Raw genomic sequence first — 1,594 nt, 5'->3', positions numbered from 1 at the left:
CTACACAAGCCGTCCCGATCACCAATACCAAGCTATAGTGAAGGTCCCGGGGTCTTTCCGTCCTTCTGCGCGTAACGAGCATCTTTACTCGTAGTGCAATTTCGCCGAGTTCGCGGTTGAGACAGTGGAGAAGTCGTTACGCCATTCGTGCAGGTCGGAACTTACCCGACAAGGAATTTCGCTACCTTAGGATGGTTATAGTTACCACCGCCGTTTACTGGGGCTTAAATTCTCAGCTTCGCCACACAAGGTGACTAACCGGTCCTCTTAACCTTCCAGCACCGGGCAGGCGTCAGTCCGTATACATCGTCTTGCGACTTCGCACGGACCTGTGTTTTTAGTAAACAGTCGCTTCTCCCTGGTCTCTGCGGCCCATCATCCTAGTCCGAAAGGACTTCAGAATCCGGGCCCCCCTTCTCCCGAAGTTACGGGGGCATTTTGCCGAATTCCTTAACCACGATTCACTCGATCGCCTTAGTATTCTCTACTTATCCACCTGAGTCGGTTTGGGGTACGGGCGGCTCGAACCTCGCTAGAGGATTTTCTTGGCAGCATAGGATCACCCTGCTTCCCGCTGATGCGGTCACTATCAGGTCTCAGGATATGTGTCAGACGGATTTGCCTACCTGACTCCCTACACCCTTGGACGTGGACAACCATCGCCACGCGGAGGCTACCTTCCTGCGTCTCCCCATCGCTTGACTACTACTAGATCGGGTCGAGCGTTCCACTCACCGATGGCAACCGAAGTCGCCGGTGGTGAGCTTCAGGCTCTTAGCATCACTAGATTCATCAGGGGCGGTTCTTCGCCGGTTCCGGAATATCAACCGGATGTCCATCGACTACGCCTGTCGGCCTCGCCTTAGGTCCCGACTTACCCAGGGCAGATTAGCTTGACCCTGGAACCCTTGGATATTCGGCGGACGGGTTTCTCACCCGTCTTTCGCTACTCATGCCTGCATTCTCACTCGTGTGGCATCCACGGCTGGTTCACACCGCCGCTTCACTCGCCACACGACGCTCCCCTACCCATCAACACGCTTGGACCACAAGTGGCCAGGCAGTGTGTCAATGCCACAGCTTCGGTGGTGTGCTTGAGCCCCGCTACATTGTCGGCGCGGAATCACTTGACCAGTGAGCTATTACGCACTCTTTAAAGGGTGGCTGCTTCTAAGCCAACCTCCTGGTTGTCAATGCAACTCCACATCCTTTCCCACTTAGCACACGCTTAGGGACCTTAGCTGGTGATCTGGGCTGTTTCCCTCTCGACTACGGAGCTTATCCCCCGCAGTCTCACTGCCACGCTCTCACTTACCGGCATTCGGAGTTTGGCTAACGTCAGTAACCTGGTGAGGCCCATTAGCTATCCAGTAGCTCTACCTCCGGTAAGAAACACGTGACGCTGCACCTAAATGCATTTCGGGGAGAACCAGCTATCACGGAGTTTGATTGGCCTTTCACCCCTACCCACAGCTCATCCCCTCAGTTTTCAACCTAAGTGGGTTCGGTCCTCCACGACGTCTTACCGTCGCTTCAACCTGGCCATGGGTAGATCACTCCGCTTCGGGTCTAGACCCAGCGACTCAATCGCCCT

General features: G+C 55.1%; 1 rRNA gene. It reads right to left on the bottom strand.

The features are described 5' to 3' along the window. Window positions 1–1,594, bottom strand: a 23S ribosomal RNA gene (locus L6241_RS16185); the annotation flags it as partial.

This window comes from Janibacter sp. Y6, assembly GCF_040900765.1.
Lineage (GTDB): Bacteria > Actinomycetota > Actinomycetes > Actinomycetales > Dermatophilaceae > Marihabitans > Marihabitans melonis.
The sequence above is the reverse complement of the archived record's forward strand: the minus strand, read 5'-3'. Positions and strand labels throughout refer to the sequence as shown.